This window comes from Micromonospora sp. CPM1, from assembly GCF_023896895.1.
In the GTDB taxonomy this organism is placed as follows: Bacteria; Actinomycetota; Actinomycetes; order Mycobacteriales; family Micromonosporaceae; genus Micromonospora; species Micromonospora tulbaghiae.
In genome coordinates, this window is the sequence record NZ_JAMHIU010000007.1 from 106,851 (window position 1) to 131,138 (window position 24,288).

Here is a 24,288-nt window from a genome sequence, read left to right on the forward strand (position 1 = left end):
TCAGGGCAGCGTGACGGTGAGCGTCACCGGGAGATGGTCGCTGGCCTCGGTTCGCGGCGCGCGTACCTCGCCGGCGGTCAGGCCCGGCGACACGAAGACGTGGTCGATCTGGGTGCGCGGATCGTCGGCCGGGCTGGTCCGCAGCGGCCGGGCCGCAGCCAGCGCGTCCACCAGGCCCGCGCGGGTGAACTCGGCGAACGCCGGGTCGTCCGGTTCGGTGTTCAGGTCGCCGCCGAGCACCAGTGGACGGCCGTTCGCGTACCGGCCGGCGAACGCGGCCACCTCGCCCGCCTGCTCGACCGGATCCCGGCCGGGCGGCGGTTGCAGGTGCGTGGCCACCACCGCCAACTCCCGGCCGCCGACCTCGAGCGTGACGCCGAGGGCCTGCGCCCCGGTCGGCGCGCCGTGCGCGGTCAGCCGCCGGGTCTGCCCGGAGCGCATCGGGAAGCGGCTGAGCACCGCGTCACCCCAGACCGGGTCGGCGGCGGGCGCGAAGACGTACGGCATCCCGAGGCGCCCGGCCAGCAACGCCAGCGTGTCGTGGCCGCCGTTGAGCCACCAGCCCCGATCCACCTCGCTGAGCAGCACGACGTCCGCGTCGCGCAACTCCCGGGCCAGCGCGTCCAGGTCCAGCCGGCCGTCCAGGCCGAACCCCATCCGGATGTTGTACGCGGCCACGCGTACCGCCGCCGGTGCGGTGGTGGCCCGGGCCGGTGTGGGCGGCACGTGCAGCGCGGCGGCGAGCCCGGCCAGCGCGGTGAGCCCCGCCAGGGCCGCGATCCGGACCGTGGCGGGCAGCACCGGGCCGGGCACTGCCGCGCCGTGCGACATCGGGGCGGGCGACGTCATGGCGGGGCGGACAGGCGCGGTAGCCGCCACCAGAGCCACCAGGACGGCCGCGGCGACCGGAGCCCAGCCGTTGGGGTACCCCACGTCGTAGGCGGCGTAGTAGGCCACCGTGGCCACCGCGAACACCAGCATCCCGAGCACCGCCGCCCGTCCCCGCCGCGCCCCCGCCCGCCCGTCGTCACCGTTCCCGGCCGCGTCGTCGGCGGGCGTGTCGGTGAGCGCCAGGCAGCCGCCCAGACCGGCGGCGGTGAGCAGGTACGCCGGGACGAGACGCCCGGTCACGAACAGCACCGACCCGGCGAGCAGCGCCAGCGGCCACAGCACCCGGGCCACGCGCGCCGGTGCCCGGAACAGTGCCGCCGCGAGGAACAGCAGCACCGCGAGCACGCCCCACAGCGATCCGCCGGCCGGGCGGGCGAGACCGGGGAAATCCGGCGACCCGGTGCCGGCGGCGGCGCTCCAGATCGCCGGGGCGAGCGCCACCTGACCGGCCAGCAACAGCGCCGGCCCGCACAGCGACCAGGCCCGCCGGCCCGGGGTGGGCACGCGCCGCCCGCCGTCGCCGTCCGCCGCATCCGCCGCCGGGACGGCCGGCCGCGCCGCGTCGCCGCGTACCGGAGCGGCCGTCCGCTCCCGCCGTGCCACCGCCGCGGCCAGGAACGCCGCTACCAGCAGGGCGCTCAGGCCCCAGGCGAGCACGCCGCCGCGCCACACCAGGTCCTCGGTGCCGAGCAGGGCGTGCCCGACCGCGTTCCCGGCCAGGCCGAGCGCCAGCCCGGCGACAGGTCTTGGAACCGACGCGGCGATCGCGGCGAGCCAGACCAGGCCCGCGAGCAGCCCGGCGCAGGCCAGCCAGAGCTGGGCCGGGCCGCCGGGTTGCGCGGTCAGCGCCAGCCGGGCCACCGCCAGCACGCCCGCGGCGACGAGTCCGACCGGGCCGGCACCCATCCGGCGTACGAGCATGGGCGCGGCGAGGGCGAGCAGGAACCAGCCGAGCGCGAACGCGCCGAGCAGTTCGGCCGGCGTCTCGGCGGCCTGGCCGAACAGGGTGATGATCGACGGCAGCCAGACCCGCAGCACGTCCAGCAGAATCGCGATGCCCAGCGCGAGCGCCAGGGTGGAGAGGTGACGGTGCCGCACGGGCGCCTCTTCTCGTGACCGACGGGGGTTTTCGGCACGGCGATTCTGCGGGGCGCGGCGGCGGGCGGTCAACGCGTACCCATGCGAAAGGGCGCCCACCGCGAACGGTGGGCGCCCTTTCGTGGGCCGTCCGGTCAGCGCCGGGTGGCGGCCTTCTTGGCCGGCGCCTTCTTCGCGGGCGCCTTCTTCGCCGCCGTGGTCTTCTTGGCCGTGGCGGACTTCGCCGCGGTCGTCTTCTTGGCGGTGGTGGTCTTCTTCGCCGCGGTGGACTTCGCCGCGGTCGTCTTCTTCGCCGCCGTGGTCTTGGTCGCGGCGGCCTTCTTCGCCGGCGCGGCCTTCTTGGTCGCGGTGGTCTTGGTGGCCTTCGCCGCCGTGGTCTTCTTCGCGGCGCCGGTGGTCTTCGCCGCGGTGGTCTTCTTCGCGGCGCCGGTGGTCTTCTTCGCGGCGGCGGTGTCCTTCGGCACCTTGCCGCTGGCCACCATCTCCTTGAAGCCCGCGCCCGCCCGGAACGTCGGGACGGAGGTCTTCTTGACCTTCACCGCCTCGCCGGTCCGCGGATTGCGCGCTGTTCGGGCTCCCCGGACGCGCTTCTCGAACGCTCCGAAACCGGTGATCGCCACCTTCTCGCCCTTGGTGACCGCCGCCTGGACCTCAGCGAGAACCGCGTCGAGCGCGGCCGTCGCCGTCTTCCGGTCCCCCAGGCGAACGGCGAGCGCCTCGATGAGCTCGGCCTTGTTCACGACTTCCTCCCGATTGTGCAACTGACTCGACGCGAGCCATTCTGCGCGCACGGTATGCCCTGTGCTGCCTGGACACAAACATTCGGTGGAAAAAAGCCCTTGTGTCGCAACGGATTCGCCCCCACCGGATGCACCGGTGGGGGCGAATAGCGCTGGAAGTCAGGCGATCGAGGGCAGGAACGCCGGCCGGTCGGCCTCGTACGCGCTGATCTCGGCCTCGTGGCGGAGGGTGAGTCCAATGTCGTCCAAGCCCTCCATCAGCCGCCAACGGCTGTGGTCGTCCAGCGGGAACGCCCAGGTGGCGTCACCGGCGTGGACCTGGCGGGCGGCGAGGTCGACAGTGATCGGCGTGGTCGGCTCGGATTCCACGAGATCCCACAGTTCTTCCACGGCTTTCAATTCCAGCTCGACCGGAAGGAGACCTTCCTTGAGCGCGTTGCCGCGGAAGATGTCACCGAAGCGAGGCGAGATGACGGCCCGGAAGCCCCAGTCCCGCAGCGCCCACACGGCGTGCTCCCGGGAGGATCCGGTGCCGAACTCGGGGCCGGCGATCAGAATCGACGCACCCGAATGGACGGGATCGTTGAGGACGAATGACGGGTCCTCCCGCCACGCGTTGAACAGACCATCGGCGAATCCGGTCCGGGTCACCCGCTTGAGGTACACGGCGGGGATGATCTGGTCGGTGTCCACGTTGGATCGGCGCAGCGGCACGGCCGTGCCGGTGTGGGTGGTGAACTTGTCCATCTGTCGGCTGCCCTTCTTACAGGTCGGCGGGGGCGGCCAGCCGGCCGACCACGGCGGTGGCGGCGGCGACCGGCGGGGACACCAGGTGGGTACGCCCGCCCCGGCCCTGGCGGCCCTCGAAGTTGCGGTTGGAGGTCGAGGCGGAACGCTCGCCCGGCTTCAGCGTGTCCGGGTTCATGCCCAGGCACATGGAGCAGCCGGCGAAGCGCCACTCGGCGCCGGCGTCGGTGAAGACCTTGTCCAGCCCCTCGATCTCGGCCGCCTCGCGGACCGCGGCGGAGCCGGGGACCACGAGCATGCGTACGCCGTCGGCGACCCGCCGCCCGCGCAGCACCTCGGCGGCGGCCCGCAGGTCCTCCAGGCGGCCGTTGGTGCACGAGCCGACGAACACCACGTCCACCGCGAGGTCGCGCAGCGGGGTGCCCGGGGTGAGGTCCATGTACTCCAGCGCCCGGCGGGCGGCGACCCGCTCCGGTTCGGTGACGAACTCCTCCGGGTCCGGCACCGTGGCGCCCAGCGGCACGCCCTGCCCGGGGTTGGTGCCCCAGGTGACGAACGGCGTGATCCGGCTCGCGTCCAGCGTCACCTCGGTGTCGAAGGTCGCGCCCTCGTCGGTGGGCAGCGTCCGCCAGTACTCCAGCGCCGCGTCCCAGTCGTCGCCCTGGGGCGCGTTGGGCCGCCCCTTCAGGTACGCGAACGTGGTCTCGTCCGGCGCGATCATGCCGGCCTTGGCGCCCCACTCGATGGACATGTTGGCGATCGTCATCCGCCCCTCCATCGAGAGGTCGCGGATCGCCTCGCCCCGGTACTCGACGATGTGACCGCGTCCACCGCCGGTGCCGACCTGCGCGATCAGCGCGAGCACCAGGTCCTTGGCGGTGACGCCGGGCGCCAGCTCGCCGACGACGTTCACGGCCATGGTCTTCGGGCGTGCCTGCGGCAGCGTCTGCGTGGCCAGGACGTGTTCGACCTCACTGGTGCCGATGCCGAACGCCAGCGCCCCGAACGCGCCGTGGGTGGCGGTGTGCGAGTCGCCGCACACGATCGTCATGCCGGGCTGGGTGAGGCCGAGCTGCGGGCCGATGACGTGCACGATGCCCTGGTTCTCGTCGCCCAGCGGGTGCAGGCGGACGCCGAACTCGGCGCAGTTGCGACGCAGCGTCTCGATCTGGGTGCGGGAGGTGGGGTCCGCGATCGTGAGCAGGTCGCCGCGCCGGGAACGGAACGCCGGGTCGTCGTACCCGGTCGGGGTGTTGTGGTCCTCGGTCGCGATCGTCAGGTCGGTACGGCGGACCCCGCGCCCGGCCAGACGCAGCCCGTCGAACGCCTGCGGGCTGGTCACCTCGTGCAGCAGGTGCAGGTCGATGAAGAGCAGGTCCGGCTCGCCGGCGGCGGAGCGGACCACGTGTGCGTCCCAGACCTTCTCGGCCAGGGTCCTCGGTTGAGTGACTCCCACCATCTGGACATCCTAAATTCTGGGAGGTAAATTTCGGCTTGTGGGACACAGTATGAGCGGTGTCGGCGTTCTCGACAAGGCGGTGGTCATCCTGGCCGCCTGTGTCGACGGCGCCAGCCTGGCCGAACTCGTTGAACGCACCAAGCTGCCCCGGGCCACCGCGCACCGGCTGGCACAGGCGCTGGAGATCCACCGGATGCTCGTCCGGGACACCCAGGGGCGCTGGCGCCCGGGTCCACGCCTGGGCGAGCTGGCCAACGCGGCCCCGGACGTGCTCCTGACCGCCGCCGAGCCGCTGCTCGCCGCGCTACGGGACGCCACCGGCGAAAGCGCCCAGCTCTATTTGCGCCGCGCCGACGAGCGGATCTGCGTGGCCGCCGCCGAGCGTGCCAGCGGCCTGCGGGACACCGTCCCGGTCGGCTCGGTGCTGCCGATGACCGCCGGTTCGGCGGCGCAGATCCTGCTCGCCTGGGAGCCGCCGGAGGCGGTCATGCCGCTGCTCCCCCGCTCCAAGTTCACCGGCCGCACGCTGGCCGAGGTGCGGCGGCGCGGCTGGGCGCAGAGCGTCGCCGAGCGGGAGGCGGGTGTGGCGAGCGTCTCGGCCCCGATCCGCGACCGCACCGGGCGGGTGATCGCCGCGATCAGCATCTCCGGCCCGATCGAGCGCCTCGGCCGCCGCCCTGGCGAACGCCACGCCATGGCCGTGGTCCGAGCCGGCCAGCGCCTCTCCGGCCTCTAACCCACCGACGCCCACTCACCCCACCCACCGGCCCCACCCGCCCCCGTTGATCATGAAGTTGGCGGCATTTTTGATCTCTCCGACTGCCGCTAACTTCATGATCAACGGGGCGAGGGCGGGGGCGCGGGGCCGGGCAGGGGGGCGGGGATGCGGAACGGCCCGCCTCGCGGAGCGAGACGGGCCGTTCGTGGATGTAGCCCCGACCGGATTCGAACCGGCGCTACCGCCTTGAGAGGGCGGCGTCCTGGGCCGCTAGACGACGGGGCCAGGCACTTTTTCGTGCTTCACCACCCTGCCGGGCGGTGTGGCAGTAGTCTAGCGGCATCCCGTGCGGCACCACCGAGGGGGGTCAGCCCCTGCGCGCGTGGGCCGGACAGCAGAAAGCCCGCCCCGGAGAACGGGACGGGCTGTCGGTGCTGTAGCCCCGACCGGATTCGAACCGGCGCTACCGCCTTGAGAGGGCGGCGTCCTGGGCCGCTAGACGACGGGGCCAGAACCTTCATTGCACTCCGCCAGCGTGAGCTGCCGGATTCCAGCGTCCGAGGGTTCTCGCGAACCCTCGGCTGCGCTGGGGTACCAGGACTCGAACCTAGACTAACTGAACCAGAATCAGTCGGGCTGCCAATTACCCCATACCCCATTGGCCCCTTGCGGCGCCGGGAATGAACTTTACCCTCCCGGTGCCGACAGGCCAAATCCAACCCCTCGAAACCCACCTGACCAGCGGAAACGAGGCATCGGAGCGATCAGGCGACAGGGACCACCGGGTTGCTCAGCTCCCCGATCCCCTGGATCCGCACGGTGACCGTATCCCCCTCGGTGAGCGGGCTAACCCCCGCCGGCGTGCCGGTCAGCACCACGTCGCCGGGCAGCAGCGTCATCACGTGCGAGATGTACGACACCAGGCCGGCAACGTCGAACACCATGTCCTTCGTCCGGCCGAGCTGGCGTACCTCCATCTCCTCCGGGTTGCGACCCACCTCACACCGGATCTCCAGGTCGCTGACGTCGAGCCCGGTGGTGATCCACGGCCCGATCGGGCAGAACGAGTCGAAGCCCTTGGCGCGGGTCCACTGCCCGTCGGAGCGCTGGAGGTCCCGCGCGGTGACGTCGTTGGCGCAGGTGTAGCCGAAGATGGCCCGCTCGGCGGCGGCCCGGTCGGCCCGGCGGGCGCCCGGGGCGCCGATCACCACGGCGAGTTCCGCCTCGTGCTCGACCTGCTTGGAGAAGATCGGCAGCCGGATGGCGTCGCGCGGGCCGATCACCGAGGTGGACGGCTTGAGGAAGAGCAGCGGCTCCTTCGGCACCTCGCTGCCGTGCTCGGCGGCGTGCTCGGCGTAGTTACGGCCGACACACACCACCTTGCTGGGCAGGATCGGCGACAGCAGCCGGACGTCGGAGAGCGCCCAGCGGGCGCCGGAGAACTGGATCTGCCCGAACGGGTGGCCTTCGATCTCGGCGATGGTCAGGCCCTGCGGCCCGGCCTCCGGCTCGCCCTCGACGACCCCGAACGACATTCCCTTGGCATGAGCGAAACGAGCGATACGCACCCGGCCAATCTATCCCCGCCCGGGGGCCGCCCGGCGGACACCGGCAGGCGGCACGCCCCGGCGGTCGCGCACCACACCCTCGCGGGCCGCCGGCGGCACCGGACCGGCGGGAGCCGCACAGGGTACGCGTGATCGCGCCGGACGGGGCGGGAATGGCGGCTTCGTACCCGCCCGGCGGGCCCCGGACCATAGCTTCGGGTCCGGAGGTTCGTTGGTATGCCTGCATCGAGACGACACCACAGGGCCCTGGCAGTGTTCGTGAACTGCCTCGGCGTCATCGCCGCCGTACCGGCGCTGTCCCCGGCGACGCCGGGCGCGGCCGCCGCCCCCGCCCATCCGGCTCCGGCACCGGCGGTCTTCCCCGGTGCCGCGGCCACCCCGATCCCGACCGGCGTGCCGGCGGTGCCCCCGGCGGTGCCGACCACCGGCCCGGCCCCGGTCCGGCCGTCTATGCCCCCGGTGAGCGTGGCGGTGGGTGCGTCGGGCACTCCGGCGCCGGGCTACCGGATCGAGGTCCGCAACGCCGGCTCGGCACCCGTCGACACGATGGTCCGGCAGGAGTTGCCGAACGGGTCGCGGGCCACCACGGTGACCGGCGGTGGCCGGGCCAGCCGGCCCGCGGGGATGAGCGCCGGTGAGGTGACCTGGCGGCTGCGGCTGCCGGCGAAGAGCACCACCACGCTGCACACCGCGCTGTCGGTCCCCGGTCCGGGCCGCTCGGTGACCGCTCCCACCTGCGTGTACGGCACGGACGGCACCCGCCCGTTCGACTGCGCCACGGCTACCTGGGTGGGTGCCGCGACGGCCCCGGCGGCGCAGGTCACCGCCGCCCCGGCCTGGCGGCGACCGCCGGTGCTGCTCGCCGCGTTCACCGCGCTGCTGGTGGTCACCGCCGGTGTGGTGTGGTGGGCGGTGTGGCGCCGCCGCCGGCGCACGGCCGCGCGGAGCGCCACGACGCCCACCGGTACGCCCGGAGGCGGCGCCATGCACACCGGCGCCCCCGAAGGCGGCGTGCCCGGCCTGGGCATGCCGGGCGGAGCCGGACCCGGCCAGGGCGGCCCCGGCCAGGGCGGACCGGGCAACGGCATGCCGGGCCACAGCGGGCCGGCCGAGCGGGGCACCGTCTATCCGCGTACGGCAGCGCCGTCGCCCGCGAGCCGTCGTCGCCGGCCGCCGGTCTGGCTCGTGGTCGGCGTGGCGGCGGCGGTGCTCGCCGGTGTGGTCGGCGCGGCGGCCTGGTCGGCCACGCAGCGGGTGGCCGCGATGGACACCACCAAGCAGCCGACGAGCGGCGCGTGGGTGGGCAGCAGCGTCACCGGCGCGCTGGGCCAGCCGCTGCGCGAGACCGCGTTCGAGTTCACCGTCTACCGGGTGAGCTGCGGCGCCGACGTCCTGCCACCGGCGTCCGGCGGGGGCCGGCCGTGCCTGGCCACGGTCGGGGTGCGCAACCTCACCAACGAGGACCAGACCTGGCACGGGCAGTTGCAGCGGGCGTACCTGCCGAGCGGCAACTGGGTGGCGGCCGACGAGGACGCGACCCGGGTGGCGAACCTGGGCCGGGACGTCTTCTCCCAGCCGGTGGCCGCCGGGCGGCGGGTGCTGCTGCCGCTGGTGTTCACCATGCGCGGCGACGAGCCGCCGAAGCGGCTGGAGTTGCGCAGCGGCGTCTTCTCCGCGGGCGTGCGGGTGGACGTGGCGTGATCCGGGCACGGGCGGCGGTCGTACCCTGGGGTGCGTGACCGCCGCCCTCGCCCCCGCGCTCGACCTGGCCGACTGGCAGGCGCGCCGGCACGCCCACGAGGCGCGGGTGGACGCCTGGCTGACGCCGCACCTGACCCGCCGCCGCACCGGGGTGAAGCACCCGGTCGAGGACTTCCTGTTCACGTACTACTCGCACCGCCCGGCGCAGTTGCGCCGCTGGCACCCGGGTGCCGGCGTGGTGCTGCGCGACGCCGACCCGGCCGGTTTCGGTCCGGACTACACAGCGGCCGCCGCCGGGCTCACTCTCGACACCGATCGGGTACGCGCGCGGCGCGCCGAGTCGATCGCCTGGATCCGTACGCTGCTCGCGGCGACCGCCGGGCGCCCGGCGCAGTTCGGCTGTTTCGGCATGCACGAGTGGGCGATGGTCTACCGGCAGACGCAGGAGCAGGTACGGCACAACGCCTGGCCGTTGCGGTTGAGCCCGGCGGCGACGGCGGCGGTGGTCGAGGAGCGCGGCGTGCGGTGCAGCCACTTCGACGCGTTCCGCTTCTTCACCGCGCCGGCCCGGCCGCTCAACGTGCTCCAGCCGACCCGGGAGGGTCAGCACGCGCTGGAGCAGCCGGGCTGCTTGCACGCCAACATGGATCTGTACAAGTGGGCGTACAAGCTGTCGCCACTGGTGCCGTCGGAGCTGGTGGCGGACTGTTTCGCGCTGGCCCGGGAGATCCGGGCGCTGGACATGCGAGCCAGTCCGTACGACCTGGCCGACCTGGGCTACCCGCCGGTGCGGGTGGAGACGCCGGAGGGCCGGGCCGAGTACGCCGCCGCCCAGCGCGGGTTCGCCGAGCGGGCCGCCGGGTTGCGGGCCCGGCTGCTGGCCGCGCTCGACCGGGCCGTGCCGGCCGACCGCCGCTGAGCGCGGGGCCGGCCGGCGCGGGGATCAGTTCGGGGCGCAGGTCACTGCCGGCGACGGGTTCGGGACCGCACCGTCGGCCAGGAACCCGAACGTGGTCTGGGCGGCCGGGGCCAGGGCGCCGTTCCAGCTCGCGTTCCGGGCGGTCACAGTGGTTCCGCTCTGTGTCACGTCCGCGCTCCACGCCTGGCTGATCCGCTGTCCGGCGGCGAGCGGGAAGCGCACGGTCCAGCCGCCGATCGGGGCGGTGCCGTCGTTGCGGACGGTCACCTCGCCCTGGAAGCCGCCCGGCCACTGACCGGCGAGGCGCCAGGTGGCGGTGCAGCCGCCGGGCGCCGCCGTCGGGCCGCCGGTGGGCGACGGACTGGTCGTCGGTGACGGGCTGGTCGTCGGTGAGGGGCTGACGGTGGGCGACGAGGTGGGGCTGGCGGTCGGGGACGTGGTCGGGCCGGGCGTGGTCCGGTCCAGCGCGGCGACCAGCGCCGGGTACCACCGGTCGGACATCTTCTGGTCCCCGGCGGCGTTCGGGTGCACACCGTCGTACGTGTCGGTGGCGGTGCTGAACCCGGTCCACTGGTCGACCACCACGATCGGGGAGGCGGCTGTGGTCTTCCCGGCCGCCCAGCCGTCGACGAGCGCGTTGAGCGCCACCGTCCGCGAGCCGCACTCGGGGCAGCTCGCCGGGTTCATCGGGATGATCTTCGCGACCAGCACGGTCGTGGCCGGGTTGGCGGCCCGCATCTGGTCCACCAGCTTCGAGTACGCGGCCAGGATGGTGGCGGGCGCGATGTTGCTCCACACGTCGTTGGTGCCGAAGTGCATGAGCACGACGTCCGGCCGGGTGGCGGCGAGCCAGCCGGGCAGCAGGTTCTGGTTCGCCACGTTCGTCGCGAGGTAGCCGCCGTGCCCCTCGTTGTCGCCGTCGTACGGCACACCGCAGCCCTGCGGCCCGAGCGTGCCGACGAAGTCGACGTCGGTGTGGCCGGTGGACTGGAGGCGGTTCCAGAGCAGTGCTCGCCAGCAGCCGGGCGAGCCGGTGATGGAGTCGCCGAGCGGCATGACGCGGACCGGGGTGGCCGCCGCGGCGGCCGGGGGCGTGGTGGTGGTGAGGGTGAGGCCGAGGGCGAGGACCGGTAGCAGCGCGGCGAGCGCGGTCAGCGCGGCGCGCAGCGGGTTTCGGGACATGCGGAAGGGACTCCTGTCACTGTGACGTGGTGGTCGGTGACGGCCCTGAAGCTCCTCGTACGCATTGAAGCGCTTCGACGCCTCCGGCTCAAGCCTCCGGGTGCCCCCGATGCCGGTTCCACTCCGGGGCGAGGATCGACATGACTGTGGCGTCCACCCAGTCGTCGCCGTCGCGCAGCACCTGCCGCAGCGTCCCCTCGGCGACGAAGCCCACCTTCTCGTAGGCGCGCCGGGCACGCGGGTTGAACGCGAACACCTCCAGGCCGATGCGGTGCAGGCCGAGCTGCTCGAAGCCGTACCCGACGATGAGCCGGACCGCCTCGGTGCCGAGGCCGCGGTCGCGGCCGCCGGGGCCGATGAGCGTGCGGAAGTTGCAGCTCGCGTTGGTCCGGTCCCATTCGTTGAGGACCACCTCACCGACGCAGGCGCCGCCGGCCCGGTCCACCACCGCGAGGTCGAGCCGGTCGTCCTGGCTGTTGCGGGTGCCGTACCAGGCGCGCAGGCGGGACGGCTCGAACGTCTCACCGGCCGGGCTGCCGGTCAGCCGGGCCACCTCCGGGTCGGCCAGGATCTCGGCGAGCGCCGGCAGGTCGTCGTCGTGGAACGGGCGCAGCACGACGAGCTCGCCGGTGAGCGTGGGCTTGACGGAGAAGTCGATCACGTGGCGGAATTCTCCGCGCGGCGCGTGTGGCGGCTCAACGGATTTTCGGTCAGTCGCCGTCCACCCGGCGGTCGCGTTTGCGCTGGGACTGGCGCTTCTTCTCGGCCAGACGGCGCTCCTTCGCGCCACGGGAGGGGCGGGTCGGGCGGCGCGCCTTCGGCGGCGGGGCGACGGCCTCGCGCAGCAGCGCGGCCATCCGCTCGCGGGCCGCCTCCCGGTTGGCCAGCTGGGCGCGGTGCTCGCTGGCGGTGACGGTGAGCACGCCGCCGACCAGGCGGCCGGCGAGCCGGGCCAGCGCGCGTTCCCGCAGCGCCTCCGGCACGCTCGGCGAACCGCCCAGGTCGAAGCTCAGCTCCACCCGGGAGTCGGTGGTGTTCACTCCTTGCCCACCCGGGCCGGAGGAGCGGGAGAACCGCTCGCGCAGCTCGGCGGCGGGCACCACGAGCCGATCGGTGACCCGCAGTCCGTCGTCCACTCCCCGAGGCTAGCGCCCGGCGCGGTGGCTCGGGGTGGGGGTGGCGCTCGGCGTGGGACCGGCCCGTTCCTCGCCGCCGCCGGACGCCGCGTACGCGGCCGCGCCGACGAGCAGCAGGGCGATCACCGCGAGCTTGACGACCACGCCCCGGATCGCGAGCCAGGCGTTGCGCCGGGCGCCGGGGACGCTGGTCCGGATCGTCTGGTAGTCCGTCCAGCCGCGTTTCGCACGCGCGTAGGAGGCGCCGACACCGGCGCCGATGATCAGGCCCACCACGAGGAGGGCCGCAATGACAGCTTGCTCCACCTCCGCCAGTATCCATACTCAGCGTAATATTTCTATGCCCCAATGATCCCACGCCGGATATCCGACACTTCGCACCGATCTTGCGACGCTTGTGCAGGTCAGCGCCGCGCGGGGCGCCGGAGCAACCCCGCGCGGGTGGCCGCGCCGGCGACTCAGCCGCCCCGGCCGATGATGGTGTCGGCGGTCTGCTGGACCTGGTCGATCGGGATGGCGAAGCCGATGCCGATCGACCCGTTGCCGTCGATGGTGGCGATCGCGGTGTTCACGCCCACCACCTCACCGCGCGCGTTCACCAGTGGCCCACCGGAGTTGCCCGGGTTGATGGAGGCGTCGGTCTGCACCGCCGTGTGCCGGCCGTTGCCGATGCGTACCTGCCGGTTGAGCGCGCTGACGATGCCCGCGGTGACCGTCCCGGCGAGCCCGAGCGGCGACCCGACGGCGAGCACCGGCTCCCCCACCCTGGTCGAGTTCGCCTTGGCCAGCGGCAAGGGCGGCAACCCGGCCGACGCGGGCACCTTCAGCACGGCCAGGTCGCTGGCCGGTTCCCGGCCCACCACCTCGGCCGGGAAACGCCGCCCGTCCGAGGTCTCCACCGTCACCGCGCCGGCACCGCCCCGGGCCAGGATGTGGTCGTTGGTGACGATGTGCTGCTCGTTGTCGATGGCGAACCCGGAGCCGGACGCGGACGCGCCGGAACGGCCCCCGACCATCACCGACACCACCCCGGGCACCGTCTTGCCGGCGGCGGTCACCAGCTCCGCCGGCACCGGCGCGGCGGAGGCCGCCGTCGGTCCCGGCGCGCCCCGGTCGGCCGCCCAGGTGCCGGCCGCCGCGCCGGAGACGGTGGACAGCGCCACCACCGCCGCCACACTCAGCAGCCGGTGCCGCATGCTGCGCCGCCCGGCCTCCGGCCCACCCCCGGGTACGTCCCGGTGGCCGCGCCCGTCCGGGTCCAGCTCCGGCGAGACGAACCACGGTCCGCGTGGCTCGCCGAGTCCGGTCTGCACTGCCATGCCTGGCTCCTCACATGTCGTGCCGTCGTGGTGTGCGGGTCAGGGCAGCCGGGAGAACCACCGCAGCGAGCCGGCCGCGGCGCCCATCGCCAGGACCAGCCCGAGGCCGATGAAGCGGGCCGAGATGTCCTGCCGCTCGGTGCGATAGCCGACCGAGGTGCCGATGTCCTCGTAGACGTCCTTCAGCTCGGCGGTGGTGGACGCCTCGTGGAAGCCGCCGCCGGTCTGCTCGGCGACCGCCCGCAGCGTCTGGCCGTCCACCGGCACCTGGATCGCCCGGCCGCCGCGGTCGACCGAGCCGCCGGGCGTGCCGAAGGAGATGGTGTGCACCGGCACCTTCGCGGCGACCGCCTGGTCGGCGGCCTCCATCGGGTCCATGCCGGAGGTGTTCGCGCCGTCGGAGAGGATGATGATCCGGGCCGGCGGCGGGTCCTTGGCGGCGGTCGCGTCCAGGCTCTTGACCGCGCCGAGCGAGGTGCTGATCGCCTCGCCGATGGCGGTGCCCTGCACGCCGGTGATGCCCTCGGCCAGCCGCCCGATGCCGTCGTGCAGCGCCTCCCGGTCGGTGCTCGGCGGCACCAGCACCGCCGCGCTGCCGGCGAACGCGACGAGGCCGACGTTGAACTCGTCCGGCAGCCCGTCGACGAACCGCCGGCCCGCCTCCTTGGCCGCTGTCAACCGGTCCGGGTCCACGTCACCGGCGAGCATCGAGGTGGAGACGTCCACCGCGACCATCACAGTGGCCCGTTCCCGGGGCACCCGCACCTCCGCCTCGGGCCGGGCGAACCCGACCACCAGCAGCGCGAGCATGGCGAGGAACAGGCCCGCCGGGACGTGCCGCCGCCAGGCCGGACGCCGCGGGGCGACCCGGTCGAGCAGGCGCAGGTTGGTGAAGCGCACCGCGTACCTGCTCTGCCGCCGTTGCAGCACCAGATAGCCGGCGACCAGCGCGACGACGGCGAGCAGCAGCCAGAGGCGGGCGGGTGACTGCCAGGTCATGCGACACCTCCGCGGGCGGCGGCCGGCACCATGGCCAGCCGGCGCTGCTCGTGCACGTACCGGACGACGTCCGCGCACCAGTCCCGGTCGGTGCGCAGCGCCAGGTGGGTCGCGCCGGCCCGGCGCAGCGTGCGGCGTACCTGGTCGCGCTGCTCGGCGGCGGCGCGCGCGTACCGCTCGCGCAGGCCCGGGTCGCCGGTCCACACCTCGCGGTGCCGGCCGCTCTCCGGGTCGACGAGCGTGATCAGCCCGACGTCGGGCAGTTCCAGCTCGCGCGGGTCGGTCACCTCGACCGCGAGCACCTGGTGCCGTACCGCCAGGCGGCGCAGCGCCGCGGCCCACGGCGGCGGCGCGGTGTCCGGGTCGTCGGGCAGTTCGTCGAGGAAGTCGGAGACGATCACCACGAGCCCGCGCCGGGTGGCGACGCGCTGGAGGCCGTCCAGCCCGTCGACCAGGCCCGGCACCGCGTCCCGAGGGCGCGCGCCGGCCGCGCCCGCGCCGCCGGAGTCCGGCAGGCCGCCGGTACGCGGGGCGCCGAGCAGCGCGCGGAGCAGCCCGAGCAGATGGGTACGCCCGCTGCGGGCCGGGAACCGGCGCAGCCCGTCCGGCGTGAGCACCTGGGCGCCGAGCCGGTTGCCGACTCCGGCGGTGAGGAAGCCGACCGCCGCCACGGCCGCCACCGCCAGCTCCCGTTTGTCCAGCGTGGACGTGCCGTACTCCATGCTGGGGCTGGCGTCGACGAGCAGCCAGGTGGTCAGTTCCCGGTCCGCGTCGACCTCGCGGACGTGCGGCACCGTGGTCCGGGCGGTGACCGCCCAGTCCATCCGGCGTACCTCGTCCTCGCCGGGGCGGTACTCCCGGCTGCCGGCCGCCTCGCTGCCGGGTCCGGGCAGCAGGCCGCGGTACCGGCCGTGCAGCAGGCCGTCGAGCCGCCGGGTCACCGTCAGCTCCAGCCGGCGCAGCCGCTGGTCCGGGGCGAGATCGGCGAGCCCGGGTTCGGCTGCGCCGGTCATGCCGCCGCCAGGTCGTTCACCGTCTCCGTGGGCCCGTTGACCAGCCGGGGCGGCGGCACCGCCTCGATCACGCGGCGCACCACGTCCTCGCCGGAGATCCCGTCGGCGATCGCGTCGAAGGAGAGCACGAGCCGGTGCGCCAGCACGTCCACCGCCAGTTCCCGGATGTCCTCGGGGAGCACGTAGTCCCGGCCGTGGATGAGCGCCTGCGCGCGGGCGGCGGCCACCAGGCCGAGCGTGGCCCGGGGGCTGGCCCCGTACGCCAGCAGGGGCGCGACGTCGGGCAGGCCGAAGCGCCCCGGGTCGCGGGTGGCGAGGATGAGGCGGACCACGTACTCGGCGAGCGCGTGGTGGACGAAGACGTCGGTGGCGCGGCGCTGGAGATCGCGCAGCCGGTTCGGGTCGAGCACGGTACGCGCGGTAGGCCGCTCGGTGCTCATCCGGTAGAGGATGGCCAGCTCGTCGGCGTCGCTCGGGTAGTCGACCACGACCTTCATCAGGAAGCGGTCGCGTTGCGCCTCGGGGAGCTGGTAGACGCCCTCGGACTCGATCGGGTTCTGGGTGGCCAGGACCAGGAACGGGTCCGGCACCGGCCAGCTCCGGCCGGCGATGGAGACCTGCCGCTCGGCCATCGCCTCGAGCAGCGCCGACTGCACCTTGGCCGGGGCCCGGTTGATCTCGTCGGCGAGCACCAGGTTCGCCATGATCGGCCCCAGCTCCACGTCGAACTGTTCGGTGGAGGCGCGGTAGATGCGGGTGCCGACGATGTCGGAGGGAACCAGGTCGGGGGTGAACTGGATCCGGGAGAACGTGCCACCGACCACTGTGGCGAGCGTCTGCGCCGCCAGCGTCTTGGCCACCCCCGGTACGCCCTCCAGCAGGCAGTGCCCGTCCGCGATCAGGGCGGTGAGCAGGCGGTCGACGAGCCGATCCTGCCCGACGATCACGCGTTTGACCTCGACGAGGGTCTGTTCCAGCTCGACGCCGCTCGCGTCGGCGTCGACCGGGCTGAGCACGCTGGCCGGGGTGTCCGAGATGTCCGTCACGGTGCTTGCTTCCCGTGCCGGACCGGCGACAAACGTCGGATTATCGGCCCCTGGGCGGTGGTCTGTGGGCCGGACCGGCAGCATCTCCCCAGCCGGGCGGGAACGGCGCGAAGCGGCGCGGCACCGGCCGGACCGGCACGGAACACGACACCGGCCCCCGCCGGAGCGGGGGCCGGTGCGGGGCCGGACGGGTCAGTTGGCGATGACCAGGTGGAACGGCCGGTCGGCGGCGCCGCCGGTGGAGTTGCGGGTCTGCACGAAGACCGCGTTCGGGGTCAGCGTGCGGGGCGCGACCGACACCTCACCGGCGGGCGGCACGTTCGCCGGGTCGTTCGTGCCGATGGTCGCCACGTACGCCTTGGCCGAGACGTTGTAGTCCAGCAGCACCTGGTACTGCCCGGCGGTGACGCCGGTGCCCGGGGTGAACCGGAACGAGGACACCACGTTGCCGGAGTGCTGCAACAGCGTCCCGTTGGCCGCCACGACGGCCCAGGCGACCTGGCCCGCGGCCGGTGGGGCCAGGGTGGCCCGCATCGCGGTCCGGGCGGCCTGCCGCTCGACGGCGGTCACCGGCGGCTGCGCCGTGGAGTGCCGGGCGCCGGGCTGCGGCTTCGCCTCCGGCTGGGCGGCCGCGGCGATCCCGCCACCGGCCAGGCTGAGCGACAGCGCGGCGAGCGCCACCACCGTCGCCTTTCGCTTGAAGAATGTGGCCATGAGTTCTCCCTTGGTAGACCGTGGTGATACGGCGACTGCGCGCGTCAAATTGCGGATCATCGGGTATCCGCCCGGGAGCGCACCGCTCGTGAGCTGGCCTTACTACAGAGAGTCGCGACGTCTCAACCAGGTGGAACCTAGCACCGGAAAATGCAGGCGGTCAATAGCGTTATTGCGTGTCCGACCGATCCGCAAAGATGCCCCAAAATTGCGAGGAACAATTCACGAAATTGTTTCGGAGGGCGTCGCGCCGGCCCGGATCCGGGTAGCCTCACCGTCATGATCACCCTGCCGCGCCTGCCCCGGGCCGATACCCGGGGCGGCCGCCCGGCCACCGTCGCGTGCTGGCTCGCGGTCGCGCCGGTCGCCGCGTGGGCGCTGGTGCGCCTGACCGGACTGGAACGCGGTCCGCTGGTGCTGGCGATCGCGTTCACGCCGTACGCCGCCGCCGTGGCCCCGGTCGTGGCGGTGGCGGCGCTCGCCCTGCGGCGCCGCGCCCCGGCGGTGGTCGCGGCCCTCGCGGCGCTGGCGCTGGTCGGCGCGGTGGCGCCCCGCGCGGTCCCCGGCGACCGGCCCGCCGCCGACGGGCCGGCGCTGCGGCTGCTCACCGCCAACCTGCGTCTCGGCTCGGCCGATCCGGCGGCGCTGGTGGACCTGGTCCGGACGCGCCGGGTGGACGTGCTCACGGTGCAGGAACTCACCCCGCCGCTGGCCGCCGAGCTGGACCGGCTCGGCCTGGCCGCGCTGCTGCCGTACCGGTCGCTGACCCCCGAGGTCGGCTCGACCGGCTCCGGCGTGTACGCCCGGCACCCGCTGCGGGACACCGGCCACCGGCGCAACCAGGGCTTCTTCTTCACCCAGGCGTACGCGACGGTGACGGTGCCCGGGGCGCCGCCGCTGCGGGTGGAGTCGGCGCACCCGGCCGCGCCGTACGCCCCCGACGTGGTGCCGGACTGGTGGACCGACCAGCGCGCCCAGCCGCCGGCCACCCCGGACGGCGGGCTGAGCGTGCTGGCCGGCGACTTCAACGCCACGCTCGACCACGCGGCGCTGCGGGACCTGATCGCCACCGGCTACACCGACGCGGCGGACGCGGCCGGAGCCGGGTTCGGCGGCACCTGGGGCCCGTACGACGGCGACCCGATCCCGCCGGTCGCCATCGACCACGTGCTGGTGGACCGGCGCATCGCGGTCCGCGCCGCCGGCACCCGTCCGGTGCCTGGGAGCGACCACCGCGCGCTGCTGGTCGAGCTGCGCCTGCCGGCCGGGTGAGTCAGGCCGCCGTCCCGCCCGGCACCCGGGCCCGGTCCAGGCCGTAGGTGAGCGCGTCGACCAGGGCGTGCCAGCTCGCCTCGACCACGTTCGGGTGTACGCCCACAGTGGTCCAGTCGCGGCCGGCGCCGGCGGTCTCCACGAGCACGCGCGTCACCGCGCCGGTGCCGTGGCTGCCCTCCAGGATGCGGACCTTGTAGTCGGCCAGCTCGAACTCGCGCAGCTCCGGGTAGTGCCGGGCCAGACCCACCCGCAGCGCCTCGTCCAGCGCGTTGACCGGGCCGTTGCCCTCGGCGGTGGCGATCACCCGCTCACCGCGTACCCGGATCTTCACCGTCGCCTCGGAGACCACGGCGCCGTCCTCGCGGTGCTCGACGATCACCCGGTACGACTCCAGCGCGAACGGCCGGGCCGGCGCGGCGTCCGGCAGCTCGGAGCGGACCAGCAGCTCGAACGAGGCGTCGGCGGCCTCGAACGACCAGCCGTCGGCCTCCAGCTCCTTGACCCGCCCGGTGACCCGGGACAGGGTGTCCGGATGGCCGGCCAGGTCCAGACCGAGCTCGCGGCTCTTGAGCTCGATGCTGGCCCGGCCGGCCATCTCGGTCACCAGGATCCGCATGTCGTTGCCCACCACAGTGGGTTCCACGTGGTTGTAGAGCAACGGGTCGACCTTGATCGCGCTCGCGTGCAGCCCCGCCTTGTGAGCGAAGGCGGCGGCCCCGACGTAGGCCTGGTGGGTGTCGGGGGCGATGTTGGCGATCTCGGCGATGGCGTGCGAGACCCGCACCATCTGTTCCAGGCAGCCCTCCGGTAGGACGGGCATGCCCAGCTTGAGCTGGAGGTTGGCGACGATCGCGAAGATGTCGGCGTTGCCGGGGCGCTCGCCGTACCCGTTGGCGGTGCCCTGCACGTGCCGGACGCCCGCCTCGACCGCGGCGATCGTGTTCGCCACGGCGCAGGCGGTGTCGTTCTGGGCGTGCATGCCGAGCCGTTCCGGCGCGATCCCGGTCCGCGCCACCAGCCCCTCGATCACGGCGGTGACCTGGGAGGGCAGCATGCCGCCGTTGGTGTCGCAGAGCACGAAGCGCTCGGCGCCCGCGGCCAGCGCGGTCTCCGCGACGGCGGCGGTGTAGCCCGGGTCGAACCGGAACCCGTCGTAGCAGTGCTCCCCGTCGACGAAGACGCGCCGCCCCTGCGCCACCAGGTACGAGACGGTGTCCCGGACCATGGCGAGGTTCTCCTCGGCGGTGGTGCGCAGCGCCCGCTCCACGTGCCGCAGGTCCGCCTTGGCGACCAGGGCCACGGCCGGGGTCTGCGCGTCGAGCAGGCCGCGCACCTGCGGGTCGTCCTCGACGGCGAGGCCGGCCTTGCGGGTGGCGCCGAAGGCGACCAGGATCGCGTGCCGCAGCTCCAGCTCGGTGCGGGCGCGGCGGAAGAACTCGGTGTCCTTGGGCACCGCGCCCGGCCAGCCGCCCTCGATGAAGCCGACTCCGAGGTCGTCCAGCAGGCGGGCCACCGCCAGCTTGTCGACCACCGAGTACGTGAGCCCTTCGCGCTGCGCGCCGTCGCGCAGCGTCGTGTCGTACACCTGGAACGTCATCGGAGTCCTCTTCTCGTGCCCTGGGGGAGCAAACAAAAAGACCCCCCGCGGATGCGGGAGGTCTGCGCGCTCGGCGAGGGAAGGGCCGGCGCGCTAGCTGCTAATGATCAGGACGAAGCTGGTCACGACCCGTACTCTGCCACCCCGCCCCCGGTTTTGGGAGGCGAAACCCATATTCCGGGACGGTGAACGTCCCGGTGATCGTCTTCACACGCGGGCACGCCCGCCACGAGCGCAAACGGGGCTACGGAAGAATCTTGAACAGATCCAGTTACTGACCCGGCGGTGCTGCCGGGTCACGCTCAAGGAGGACCCGTGCTCACTGTCGGTGACCACTTCCCCGAGTACGAACTCACCGCCTGCGTGTCGCTCGACGCCGACAAGGCGTTCGAGACGATCAACCACAAGTCCCACGAGGGCCAGTGGCGCGTCGTGTTCTTCTGGCCGAAGGACTTCACCTTCATCTGCCCGACCGAGATCGCCGAGTTCGGCCGCCTCAACGGCGAGTTCGCCGACCGGGACGCCCAGGTGCTCGGCGTCTCCGTCGACAACGAGTTCGTCCACTACGCCTGGCGCAAGGACCACCCGGACCTGCGCGAGCTGCCCTTCCCGATGCTCAGCGACATCAAGCGTGAGCTGACCTCCGCCTGCGGCGTGCTCGGCGAGGACGGTGTCGCGCAGCGGGCCACCTTCATCGTGGACCCGAACAACGAGATCCAGTTCGCCATGGTGACCGCCGGTTCGGTCGGCCGCAACGTCTCCGAGGTGCTGCGGGTGCTCGACGCGCTCCAGACCGACGAGCTGTGCCCGTGCAACTGGAACAAGGGCGGGGCGACGCTCGACGCCAACGCGCTCCTCGCCGGCGCCGGGGCCTGACCATGGGCCTGGACGTTATCAAGGCGGGTCTGCCGGAGTACGCCAAGGACATCCGGCTCAACCTCGGCTCCACCATCACCACCTCGACGCTGAAGCCGGAGCAGGCGTGGGGCACCGCCCTGGCCTGCGCGGTGGCGGCCCGCAACCCGGTGGTGCTGCGGGAGATCGCCGCCGATGCGGCCGGTCACCTCACCCCCGAGGCGGTCGAGGCGGCCAAGGGCGCGGCGGCGGTCATGGCGATGAACAACGTCTACTACCGGGCCAAGCACCTGATCGGCGACGAGCAGTACGCGTCGCTGCCGGCCCGGCTGCGGATGCAGATCATCGCCCGCCCCGGCGTGGAGAAGACCGACTTCGAGCTGTGGTGCCTCGCCGTCTCGGCGATCACCGGCTGCGGCGTCTGCCTGGAGTCGCACGAGAAGACGCTGCGCGCCGCCGGGTTCAGCCGTGAGCAGGTGCACGAGGGACTGCGGATCGCCGCCGTCGTACACGCCGCCGCGGTCACCCTGGACGCGGAGGCCGCACTGGCCTGACCCACCGGCCCGTGCGCGCCCGACCGGCACCGCGCGGGCCGACGACCCGAGGGGCCGGCGTCACCACCGTGGCGCCGGCCCCTCGGCGTCGGCGGGCCGGCCGCCGGCGGGTTGGTGCTCGGACAGGGTGGGTAACCCTTCCGACTGACGACGGCGCCGCGACGGCCGCGGCCCTGGGGACGGGAGGCGGCACATGGACGGACTGGACCCGCGCGCCACGCACGGCGGCACCGAGCCGATCCTCGACGACGGCCGGGGCACGGTCGCCGGGGGCGCTCCGGCGGGCGCCTTCGACCCGTGGCGCTACCGCGACGAGGCGGGCGTGGCGAGCGCCGACCTGACCGGCTACAAGGTCGAGGCCACCGACGGCGCCATCGGCAAGATCGACCGGGCGAGCCACGAGGTGGACGACAGCTACCTGGTCGTGGACACCGGGCCGTGGATCTTCGGCAAGAAGGTGATGCTCCCGGCCGGCACCGTGAACCACGTCGACCACGACGCCCGCACCGTGCACGTCGACCGGGAGAAGGACCAGATCAAGGCCGCCCCGGAGTACGACGAGTCCAGCCACGCCGACCCGGGCTACCGGGACCGGCTGGGCGGCTACTACGGCGAGAACCACTCGGCGCTGCCGCCGGACGTGCCGCCGCGCATCTGACACCTCGGCGACGGCCGGCGGGGACGCGCGAGCGCCCCGCCGGCCGTTACCGTGTCGGATGTGGACGCCCCGGAGAGCCCCTTCCCCGCCCTGTTCAACTTCCGCGACGTCGGCGGATACGCCGCCCGCGACGGGCGCACCGTCCGCCGCGGCCGGCTCTACCGCTCCGACTCGCTGCACCGCATCGACGACACCGACCGGAGCGCGTTCACCGCGCTCGGCATCCGTACCGTGATCGACCTGCGCCGCCCCACCGAGGTGGAACGCGACGGGCGGGTGCCCGACTACGACGGCCTGACCTACCGGCACATCCACCCCGAGCACGCCGACTGGGGCGCGAACCGGTTCGACTCCTCCGGCGTCAGCCTGGCCCGCTACCTGGCCGACCGCTACGCCGACCTGGCGCGCACCGGCACGGCCGGGCTCGCCGAGGCGGTCGGGCTGATCGCGGACAGCGCCAACGCCCCGGTGGTGGTGCACTGCGTCGCCGGCAAGGACCGCACCGGCATCGTCTGCGCGCTCACGCTCGCGGTGCTCGGGGTGCCCGACGAGGACGTGGTCGCCGACTACGCGCTCAGCAGCGCCGCGTCGCAGCGCTTCGCCGAGTGGGTCCGCGCCACGCTGCCGGACGCGGAGGAACCGCCGCCGCCGTTCCTGGCCTCCCCGGCCGAGGCGATGGAGCTGTTCCTCGCCGAGTTGCGTGGCGGCTACGGCTCGATCGAGGGCTACCTGACCCACGCCGGCGTCACCGAGGCGCAGCTGGAGTCCCTCCGCACCCACCTCCTGGACTGACCGCCGCGCCGCCCCGACCCTGCCCAGCGGTGATCAAGGAGTTGGTGTCCTCGTCCGCGCCGGAACCGGACGCGAACTCCTTGATCACCGCGGGATGACCGTCAGAGGACCCGGGTGACCCAGCCGTGGGGGTCTTCGGCGCGGCCGCGCTGGATGTCGACGAGCTTCTGGCGCAACGCCATCGTGGCCCGGCCCGACTCACCGCCGCCGATCAGGAACTCGCCGTCCGGGAAGCGCACGCCGCCGATCGGGGTGATCACGGCGGCCGTGCCGCAGGCGAACACCTCGCGCAGCCGCCCGCTCGCCGCGTCCGCCTGCCAGTCGGCGAAGGCGACCGGCGCCTCCCGCACCTCGTGCCCGGCCTCGGCGGCCAGCGCGAGGATCGCGTCGCGGGTGATGCCCGGCAGGATCGTGCCGCCCAGCGGCGGGGTGACGATGCTGCCGTCGTCGTAGACGAAGAAGACGTTCATGCCGCCCAGCTCGTCGACGTACCGCCGCTGCACCGCGTCCAGGAACACCACCTGGTCGCATCCGGCCTCGATCGCCTCCGCCTGGGCCGCCAGCGAGGCGGCGTAGTTGCCGCCGCACTTGGCCGCGCCTGTGCCGCCGGGCGCGGCCCGGGTGTAGTCCGGCGAGACCCACACCGTCACCGGCTTCACGCCACCGGCGAAGTACGCGCCGGCCGGCGAGGCGATCACGCAGTAGAGGTATTCGTTGGCCGGGCGGACACCGAGGAAGACCTCGCTGGCGAACATGAACGGCCGCAGGTAGAGGCTGGCGTCCTCGTGCTCGGGAATCCACGCCTGGTCGATCTCGACCAGCCGGCGCAGCGACTCCACGAACGTCTCCTCCGGCAGCTCCGGCATGGCCAGCCGGCGGGCGGACGCGTTGAACCGGGCCGCGTTGGCCTCCGGGCGGAACATCGTCACCGCGTCACCGGTGCGGTACGCCTTCAGCCCTTCGAAGATCTCCTGCGCGTAGTGCAGCACCGCAGCGGCCGGGTCCATCGGGATCGGCGCCCGCGCCTCCAGGCGGGCGTCGTACCAGCCCTTGCCCTCGGCGTACCGGATGGTGACCATGTGATCGGTGAAGACCCGGCCGAAGCCCGGGTTCGCCAGCAGGGCGGCCCGGTCGGCGGCGGATACCGGCGCGGGATTCGGACGGATCTCGAAATCGAGCATGTCACCACCGCTCATCGCGCTGACCTCCCTGCGGGTTGACGGCATGCGGGATCGCACGCCGACGTCACTGGTGCCAGAAAACTTACCCCGAACGGTCGTTCAGCGGATAGCTCCGCCCCGGCGGAG

At 73.6% G+C, this 24,288-nt stretch carries 24 protein-coding genes and 3 tRNA genes; 8 read left to right on the forward strand and 19 right to left on the reverse strand.

Annotated features, from left to right (window positions below; translation table 11 throughout):
• From M8C11_RS10800 to leuC, 4 genes are all read right to left on the reverse strand, one after another.
• Window positions 1–1,989, reverse strand: coding sequence for an endonuclease/exonuclease/phosphatase family protein (locus M8C11_RS10800; protein WP_252449440.1), 1,989 nt, complete (start codon window positions 1,987–1,989; stop codon window positions 1–3).
• Window positions 1,990–2,123: 134 nt separating this feature from the next.
• Window positions 2,124–2,729: an HU family DNA-binding protein gene (locus M8C11_RS10805; RefSeq protein ID WP_091419419.1), complete on the reverse strand. Its 606-nt coding sequence runs from the start codon at window positions 2,727–2,729 to the stop codon at window positions 2,124–2,126.
• 159 nt (window positions 2,730–2,888) lie between these two features.
• Window positions 2,889–3,476: a 3-isopropylmalate dehydratase small subunit gene (gene leuD / locus M8C11_RS10810; RefSeq protein WP_120571216.1), complete on the reverse strand. Its 588-nt coding sequence runs from the start codon at window positions 3,474–3,476 to the stop codon at window positions 2,889–2,891.
• A 16-nt stretch (window positions 3,477–3,492) separates the two neighbouring features.
• Complete coding sequence (gene leuC / locus M8C11_RS10815; protein WP_120571217.1) at window positions 3,493–4,935, reverse strand: 3-isopropylmalate dehydratase large subunit; 1,443 nt, start codon at window positions 4,933–4,935, stop codon at window positions 3,493–3,495.
• A gap of 49 nt (window positions 4,936–4,984) precedes the next feature.
• Here leuC and M8C11_RS10820 point away from each other — a divergent pair, with 49 nt between their 5' ends.
• A complete protein-coding gene (locus M8C11_RS10820) occupies window positions 4,985–5,671 on the forward strand; it encodes an IclR family transcriptional regulator (protein WP_013284529.1) in 687 nt (228 codons plus the stop codon).
• Between the two features lie 194 nt (window positions 5,672–5,865).
• Here the strand turns inward: M8C11_RS10820 and M8C11_RS10825 are convergent.
• From M8C11_RS10825 to M8C11_RS10840, 4 genes are all read right to left on the reverse strand, one after another.
• Window positions 5,866–5,938: transfer RNA gene (locus tag M8C11_RS10825), tRNA-Glu, on the reverse strand.
• A gap of 152 nt (window positions 5,939–6,090) precedes the next feature.
• Window positions 6,091–6,163, reverse strand: a tRNA-Glu gene (locus tag M8C11_RS10830).
• 76 nt (window positions 6,164–6,239) lie between these two features.
• Window positions 6,240–6,311, reverse strand: a tRNA-Gln gene (locus M8C11_RS10835).
• A gap of 106 nt (window positions 6,312–6,417) precedes the next feature.
• A complete protein-coding gene (locus tag M8C11_RS10840; protein WP_120571218.1) occupies window positions 6,418–7,221 on the reverse strand; it encodes a fumarylacetoacetate hydrolase family protein in 804 nt (267 codons plus the stop codon).
• 216 nt (window positions 7,222–7,437) lie between these two features.
• Between M8C11_RS10840 and M8C11_RS10845 the strand changes: the two genes are divergently transcribed.
• Window positions 7,438–8,922 (forward strand): hypothetical protein, encoded by a 1,485-nt coding sequence (locus M8C11_RS10845; RefSeq protein ID WP_252449441.1) that lies wholly within the window; start codon window positions 7,438–7,440, stop codon window positions 8,920–8,922.
• 34 nt (window positions 8,923–8,956) lie between these two features.
• Window positions 8,957–9,841 (forward strand): 3-methyladenine DNA glycosylase, encoded by an 885-nt coding sequence (locus M8C11_RS10850; protein ID WP_252449442.1) that lies wholly within the window; start codon window positions 8,957–8,959, stop codon window positions 9,839–9,841.
• Window positions 9,842–9,865: 24 nt separating this feature from the next.
• Here M8C11_RS10850 and M8C11_RS10855 read toward each other — a convergent pair whose 3' ends face one another.
• The 9 genes from M8C11_RS10855 to M8C11_RS10895 form a co-directional block, all read right to left on the reverse strand.
• The gene (locus tag M8C11_RS10855; RefSeq protein ID WP_252449443.1) at window positions 9,866–11,023 is read right to left on the reverse strand and encodes a cellulose binding domain-containing protein; all 1,158 of its coding nucleotides are present in this window, start codon (window positions 11,021–11,023) and stop codon (window positions 9,866–9,868) included.
• An 88-nt stretch (window positions 11,024–11,111) separates the two neighbouring features.
• A complete protein-coding gene (locus tag M8C11_RS10860; protein WP_252449444.1) occupies window positions 11,112–11,684 on the reverse strand; it encodes a GNAT family N-acetyltransferase in 573 nt (190 codons plus the stop codon).
• A gap of 49 nt (window positions 11,685–11,733) precedes the next feature.
• Complete coding sequence (gene arfB, locus M8C11_RS10865; RefSeq protein ID WP_120571223.1) at window positions 11,734–12,159, reverse strand: alternative ribosome rescue aminoacyl-tRNA hydrolase ArfB; 426 nt, start codon at window positions 12,157–12,159, stop codon at window positions 11,734–11,736.
• A 9-nt stretch (window positions 12,160–12,168) separates the two neighbouring features.
• Window positions 12,169–12,465, reverse strand: a complete 297-nt coding sequence (locus M8C11_RS10870) for a hypothetical protein (RefSeq protein WP_013284522.1) — start codon at window positions 12,463–12,465, stop codon at window positions 12,169–12,171.
• 152 nt (window positions 12,466–12,617) lie between these two features.
• The gene (locus M8C11_RS10875) at window positions 12,618–13,478 is read right to left on the reverse strand and encodes a S1C family serine protease (protein ID WP_120571224.1); all 861 of its coding nucleotides are present in this window, start codon (window positions 13,476–13,478) and stop codon (window positions 12,618–12,620) included.
• Between the two features lie 39 nt (window positions 13,479–13,517).
• Complete coding sequence (locus M8C11_RS10880) at window positions 13,518–14,477, reverse strand: VWA domain-containing protein (RefSeq protein ID WP_013284520.1); 960 nt, start codon at window positions 14,475–14,477, stop codon at window positions 13,518–13,520.
• Window positions 14,474–15,490, reverse strand: coding sequence for a DUF58 domain-containing protein (locus tag M8C11_RS10885; protein ID WP_252449445.1), 1,017 nt, complete (start codon window positions 15,488–15,490; stop codon window positions 14,474–14,476). Before M8C11_RS10885 ends, M8C11_RS10880 begins: the two co-directional genes overlap by 4 nt.
• Entirely contained in the window at window positions 15,487–16,536 is a 1,050-nt protein-coding gene (locus M8C11_RS10890; protein ID WP_252449446.1) for a MoxR family ATPase, read from the reverse strand. Before M8C11_RS10890 ends, M8C11_RS10885 begins: the two co-directional genes overlap by 4 nt.
• A 192-nt stretch (window positions 16,537–16,728) precedes the next feature.
• Window positions 16,729–17,250 (reverse strand): hypothetical protein, encoded by a 522-nt coding sequence (locus M8C11_RS10895; RefSeq protein WP_120571227.1) that lies wholly within the window; start codon window positions 17,248–17,250, stop codon window positions 16,729–16,731.
• A gap of 279 nt (window positions 17,251–17,529) precedes the next feature.
• On the opposite strand from M8C11_RS10895, the gene M8C11_RS10900 reads away from it, so the two are divergent.
• Entirely contained in the window at window positions 17,530–18,522 is a 993-nt protein-coding gene (locus tag M8C11_RS10900; protein ID WP_252449447.1) for an endonuclease/exonuclease/phosphatase family protein, read from the forward strand.
• Window position 18,523: 1 nt separating this feature from the next.
• Here M8C11_RS10900 and cimA read toward each other — a convergent pair whose 3' ends face one another.
• Complete coding sequence (gene cimA / locus M8C11_RS10905) at window positions 18,524–20,122, reverse strand: citramalate synthase (protein WP_252449448.1); 1,599 nt, start codon at window positions 20,120–20,122, stop codon at window positions 18,524–18,526.
• Between the two features lie 315 nt (window positions 20,123–20,437).
• On the opposite strand from cimA, the gene M8C11_RS10910 reads away from it, so the two are divergent.
• The 4 genes from M8C11_RS10910 (at window position 20,438) to M8C11_RS10925 (ending at window position 22,981) form a co-directional block, all read left to right on the forward strand.
• A complete protein-coding gene (locus M8C11_RS10910; RefSeq protein ID WP_121686053.1) occupies window positions 20,438–20,998 on the forward strand; it encodes a peroxiredoxin in 561 nt (186 codons plus the stop codon).
• A 2-nt stretch (window positions 20,999–21,000) separates the two neighbouring features.
• Entirely contained in the window at window positions 21,001–21,531 is a 531-nt protein-coding gene (locus tag M8C11_RS10915; RefSeq protein WP_252449449.1) for a carboxymuconolactone decarboxylase family protein, read from the forward strand.
• A 193-nt stretch (window positions 21,532–21,724) separates the two neighbouring features.
• The gene (locus M8C11_RS10920; protein ID WP_120571231.1) at window positions 21,725–22,189 is read left to right on the forward strand and encodes a PRC-barrel domain containing protein; all 465 of its coding nucleotides are present in this window, start codon (window positions 21,725–21,727) and stop codon (window positions 22,187–22,189) included.
• A 51-nt stretch (window positions 22,190–22,240) separates the two neighbouring features.
• Window positions 22,241–22,981: a tyrosine-protein phosphatase gene (locus M8C11_RS10925; protein WP_120571232.1), complete on the forward strand. Its 741-nt coding sequence runs from the start codon at window positions 22,241–22,243 to the stop codon at window positions 22,979–22,981.
• Window positions 22,982–23,082: 101 nt separating this feature from the next.
• On the opposite strand, the gene M8C11_RS10930 is transcribed toward M8C11_RS10925, so the two are convergent.
• Window positions 23,083–24,177, reverse strand: coding sequence for a branched-chain amino acid aminotransferase (locus M8C11_RS10930; RefSeq protein WP_252449450.1), 1,095 nt, complete (start codon window positions 24,175–24,177; stop codon window positions 23,083–23,085).
• Between the last annotated feature and the right edge of the window lie 111 nt (window positions 24,178–24,288).

What these genes read in the sequence shown, in the direction of transcription:
- leuD (WP_120571216.1), bottom strand. Translation starts at nt 3,476, where the DNA reads ATGGACAAGTTCACCACCCACACCGGCACGGCCGTGCCGCTGCGCCGA.
- leuC (WP_120571217.1), bottom strand. Translation starts at nt 4,935, where the DNA reads ATGGTGGGAGTCACTCAACCGAGGACCCTGGCCGAGAAGGTCTGGGAC.
- M8C11_RS10820 (WP_013284529.1), top strand. Translation starts at nt 4,985, where the DNA reads ATGAGCGGTGTCGGCGTTCTCGACAAGGCGGTGGTCATCCTGGCCGCC.
- M8C11_RS10845 (WP_252449441.1), top strand. Translation starts at nt 7,438, where the DNA reads ATGCCTGCATCGAGACGACACCACAGGGCCCTGGCAGTGTTCGTGAAC.
- M8C11_RS10855 (WP_252449443.1), bottom strand. Translation starts at nt 11,023, where the DNA reads ATGTCCCGAAACCCGCTGCGCGCCGCGCTGACCGCGCTCGCCGCGCTG.
- M8C11_RS10875 (WP_120571224.1), bottom strand. Translation starts at nt 13,478, where the DNA reads ATGGCAGTGCAGACCGGACTCGGCGAGCCACGCGGACCGTGGTTCGTC.
- M8C11_RS10880 (WP_013284520.1), bottom strand. Translation starts at nt 14,477, where the DNA reads ATGACCTGGCAGTCACCCGCCCGCCTCTGGCTGCTGCTCGCCGTCGTC.
- M8C11_RS10885 (WP_252449445.1), bottom strand. Translation starts at nt 15,490, where the DNA reads ATGACCGGCGCAGCCGAACCCGGGCTCGCCGATCTCGCCCCGGACCAG.
- M8C11_RS10895 (WP_120571227.1), bottom strand. Translation starts at nt 17,250, where the DNA reads ATGGCCACATTCTTCAAGCGAAAGGCGACGGTGGTGGCGCTCGCCGCG.
- M8C11_RS10900 (WP_252449447.1), top strand. Translation starts at nt 17,530, where the DNA reads ATGATCACCCTGCCGCGCCTGCCCCGGGCCGATACCCGGGGCGGCCGC.
- cimA (WP_252449448.1), bottom strand. Translation starts at nt 20,122, where the DNA reads ATGACGTTCCAGGTGTACGACACGACGCTGCGCGACGGCGCGCAGCGC.
- M8C11_RS10915 (WP_252449449.1), top strand. Translation starts at nt 21,001, where the DNA reads ATGGGCCTGGACGTTATCAAGGCGGGTCTGCCGGAGTACGCCAAGGAC.
- M8C11_RS10920 (WP_120571231.1), top strand. Translation starts at nt 21,725, where the DNA reads ATGGACGGACTGGACCCGCGCGCCACGCACGGCGGCACCGAGCCGATC.
- M8C11_RS10930 (WP_252449450.1), bottom strand. Translation starts at nt 24,177, where the DNA reads ATGAGCGGTGGTGACATGCTCGATTTCGAGATCCGTCCGAATCCCGCG.